The organism is Colwellia sp., assembly GCF_013215345.1.
GTDB lineage: Bacteria > Pseudomonadota > Gammaproteobacteria > Enterobacterales > Alteromonadaceae > Colwellia.
Window position 1 is genome coordinate 1 of record NZ_JABSOV010000206.1, and the last position, 4,202, is coordinate 4,202.

Annotated in this window: 3 protein-coding genes; all 3 read right to left on the minus strand. The window is 38.0% G+C overall.

Translation table 11 applies throughout. The annotated features are described in order from the left end of the window. Positions 1-32 precede the first annotated feature (32 nt). Positions 33-650 (minus strand): hypothetical protein, encoded by a 618-nt coding sequence (locus HRT50_RS18075; RefSeq protein ID WP_291617092.1) that lies wholly within the window; start codon positions 648-650, stop codon positions 33-35. Further along, positions 637-3,495, minus strand: a complete 2,859-nt coding sequence (locus HRT50_RS18080; protein WP_291617094.1) for a tetratricopeptide repeat protein — start codon at positions 3,493-3,495, stop codon at positions 637-639. The genes HRT50_RS18075 and HRT50_RS18080 overlap by 14 nt, the downstream gene beginning before the upstream one ends. Beyond that, positions 3,495-4,202 (minus strand): hypothetical protein (locus HRT50_RS18085; protein ID WP_291617096.1); only part of this gene is annotated, 708 nt, incomplete at its 5' end. The genes HRT50_RS18085 and HRT50_RS18080, both read right to left, overlap by 1 nt.

Here is a 4,202-nt window from a genome sequence, read left to right on the forward strand (position 1 = left end):
CAGTAGCATTAAGATAGTTTTTAGTATTATTTTCATGAATTATTTGCTGCCATGGTTGCCTTTAAACCTTCTAACCAATTTTCAGTGTTTTCATCTTTTGTCTTACTGTAAGCTAAATAAAATTGGTAATGCTCAATAGCTTTAGCGATGTCTTGCAGGTAAACATCATAAACGAGTGCCAAATTATAATGTGCTAAGGCGTAATCCGACTTATGACTAATTGCCTGTAAGTAATAAGACTTGGCGATATTAATGGCGCCCTTTTTTTGTGCCAGATAACCGGACAAGTTCAATGCCTGTGGCATATTGGGATTTTTCTCTAACGCTGTTTTTGCATAAACTTCTGCTTGAGCTAAGTTATCTTGTTTAATACTAATTAACGCTAAATTAGCCCATGAACCAGCAATATTTGGCTGGCGTTCACTCATGGAGATAAATAACTTTTCAGCCTTCGCTAGCTCATTATTATTTAACGCTACAATGGCATTTTTATAGATCTGCAGTTCTTCAATTGAAGACTCGGCAGTTTGCTTAGTCACTGCCGGCTGGTTACTTGTTACTTGATTACTACAAGCCGAGATAGTCATGAGCAAAATGATGACTAAGGTAATGTTCAAAGTAATGCTCAGATTAGATTTAATGTAAGACATTAATAAAGTCCTCTACTTTTGGCTCTCGCTGATACCTGATTGGAAATAAATGCTGTAACGCTTGATGGCTCTTTTTTATCCATTGATCGTAAATATCATCTTGGGTATAGGCTAGGTTAACTTCGTAAAATTCGATGGCTTTTTCTTCAAATGGAAAGGCCTGATCTTCGAGCAAAAATAGATATTGCTCTTGTTCGTCATTGTTAAGATGTTTGGGCACTTCAGACGTTAATAAAGCCTGACTAAAGTCGTTGTAAATAGTGGCAATGGCATAGGTTGCTTCTGTTGCTGTTTCTGCAACGCCATAAGAAGAAGCGCGGGCATAATAGTTAACACTGGCTAGCATACTTTGCTTTTTCCGTTTTAAATTCTTCTTTAATGGCCTTACTAGTTTCACTTTGGAAAATCGCTGGTTTTCGTGACGTGCTAGGGCAATGGCAGCATTTGAAGCAATAAACTTAGCCTGATCATTTTTAGCCGAGTTTGGCGTTCTTTTATCCGCGGCAAGAATTTTTTTATGCCAAAAAAGGCCTTTATTAAGTTCGTTAGTCTCAGTATATAATTGCGTTAAGGTATACATAGCTTCGAAATAGGGCGTAAAAGGTTGCGGGTAAGTTTTAATATATTTTTTTAATGATCTAATAGCCGAAAGGGTATCGTTATTGGTTTGATAAAGTTCAGCGGCTTTGAGTAGTGAAGCCATTTTATATGCTTTACTATTTTCACGGCTCGACAATTTTTCTAACTCTTTTGCCGCGGCAATATTTTGCTTAGAATTTAAGTAGGCAACAGACAGTTTTTTAGCGATATCATTTGATTTTTTATGCAGCGGATAGAGCTTTCTAAAACGCTTAATATAGTCAATGGCCGGTAACCACTGTTCACTTTGAATTGATAAAGCGATAGCATCAAATAAACCCGAGGCTGCGGTTGTGCTCTTTGGTGTGAGCAGAGAAATCCTCGCGTAGTGTTCAATAGCTAGCTGCATCTCTTTTTGTTCAGCCGCGCGACTGCCTTGATAAAATATCGCTAAGGCAAGGCCTTCGGTTGCTGAGGCTTTATCTTTAGGGCTTAGCTCTTGGTCATTTACTAAAGAAAAATAGCTATGCTCTGCTGCTAGGTACTGCTTTGTTTGAAAGTAGGCATGTGCTCTTACCATATTAATATTACTGATCAGTTTGCTGTTTTTATCACTGATAACTAATTCAGCTAAAACAATGGTATCGCTAAATCTCTTATTGCTATAGGCGATTTCACTGGCTCTGGCGATGACTCTGATGGTGTGTTTATCTGTTGGGTATTGCTGTGCATATAAAATTGACGGCTCAATGAATCGACTGAGCCAAACAGCCTGACTTTTTGGATTTTTCGCAGCAGCTAATAAGTTATCTGCTAAGGTAATCGCTTGATAGGCAGCATCTTTATTGGTGATGATCTGTTCGTCAAACCCCGCCAGTTGATAATGCTTATAGGCAAGATTTTCATCATTATGTTGTAAATACAGCGAAGCAAATAAGAAGTGGATATTATCTTGGCGAGAGTAGGCGTAAAAATGGCTTAAATAATTTTTATACCAACGCTCTGCACGAGTGAAGTCCGCTGGCAATTTACCTTGTTGATACTTTTTATGGTAAGTCGCAGTCTCAACTAAAATATGGTTTTTCAGTGCGAGTTTTATCATCTCATAGCGCTTTTTATAGCGACTTTTTTTGTTAAGCCAATAGCTACTGCTTGGCTGATAGTCGGCATAAAATTGCTCGAAAGCGGCTTTTCTTTGTTCGATAAAACCAGCTTGCTTCCATATGTCGACCATTTTTAAAGAGGCTTGTGCTGAGAACTCAGAGTCAGGGTATTGGTCGATATAACTGTTTAATGTAGTTACCGCATCGTTATAGCGCTGTTGTTTGAGGAAAGTGTCACTTAAGCTGCTGTAAATATAATATAAATTATTAACATGCTCAGTTTGTTTAAAGTACAAGTTAAGTGGCTCAGCGCCGCCCAGGTAGGAGAATGATAATCCCATGGCGCGAAAATACTCATCAAATAAACTGCGCTGACTAGCTGTTAATTGCTCATATTGTTGAAAGTCATTAAAGTTAATAACTTGCACAAAATCATCGGCTGCTTCAATATAAAACTCTTGTTTAAAGCGGGCCCAACCACGCTTATACAATGATTTTTCGTAGAATACGGCATTGTTTTTAGCAATAATTATTTCGGTATATTTATCTTCAGCTTGCGGATATTGCTTAGCACTAAAAGCATATTCAGCCAGTCTAAATTGTGCTTCTAAATAGTAAATTGATTTAGGGTAATCTTGAGCCAACTGCTTTAATGCTTCATGTGTCTGCTCGTAATCATCCTGTTGATCATAAGCCTTGGCTAGCTGATAAAGCGTGACATCATTGTGTTTAGCCTTGGGGTAATCTTTTATCGAAGTTTCTAATAGCTCAATAGTTCTGTTTAATTTTTCATTGGCCAGTTTTGTTTCTGCTTCCTCTGTGGCCGAGTTCAGTAATAACTCTTCTGATAATTTAAATTCGATAGCCGCCAGCCTATTTAATGCATCGGCACGAGATAAGTCTGATTTTGAGGCATGTTTTAAATAATTTATGTAGGCGTCGCGAATATCATTTTCTGACTTGGCGATGGCCTTCGTCTGTTGCGCATCTTTATGTTGTTCAGTGTTATCTATGCTTTGTAATGTTTGCCGAGAGCTCTCTTGATCGTTACAGCCACTAAGTAATCCGCTCAAGCAGCAAACTAGCAGTAACGATAACTTAGTGGCATTAAGCTGTGAAAAAACAAGTGGAAAAAAAATAAATTTTGATAAATTACGCGGCATTATTGTGCCACCGTATTGTTGTCATAAAGTCTGGCCAAGCCATATCTAGATTGATTTAAATAGCTGCTCAACTGTGCAACTCTGTTGTGCATTATGCTTTTTGCCATTTTCACTGTTAGTACATCATATGCTTGAATTATCGAAGACAAGTCCTGACTTAATTTAGGATTATTTAATTTCGTCTGCCATGACTTTAATTGTCCTACGTTCTGGCGCTGAGTAAAGAAGTAACTGGGGTAATTAGCCGATAAGTCGATATGCTTATTGTTAATAGTCATACTGACGCCGTTACTGATGCCATTACTGAGCTCAATCGGATGACTTGCTAAATTAATGGGGGCGTCAATCAATTGAGTGAGTGTTGAAATTTTATCTTGGTAATAACTTGCTGCTTGTGAGTAACCCAGTGATGCGGTGGCAAGTTGTTGTGACTTTTCATAAAAAAATGGCATCAATAAAAATGCCTCATCAATAGGCAGATCATCTTGCTGCTTTTCCTTTAAAAACCGACTTGCGTTTAATGCACCAAGAAAATCATCTTGATAGGCAGCGGTTAAGGCAATACCAAGTAGCGCTTGATTACTATAACGGCTGCTAAGGCCAACTAATTGGAAGGTTTTTCTAGCGTTACGATAATAGGCTTGATTTAACAGCGAATAGCCTAGGGTAATATATAAACGGTTTAATGTTTTCTCTTGGACCGCTGT

What these genes read in the sequence shown, in the direction of transcription:
- HRT50_RS18075 (WP_291617092.1), bottom strand. Translation starts at nt 650, where the DNA reads ATGTCTTACATTAAATCTAATCTGAGCATTACTTTGAACATTACCTTA.
- HRT50_RS18080 (WP_291617094.1), bottom strand. Translation starts at nt 3,495, where the DNA reads ATGCCGCGTAATTTATCAAAATTTATTTTTTTTCCACTTGTTTTTTCA.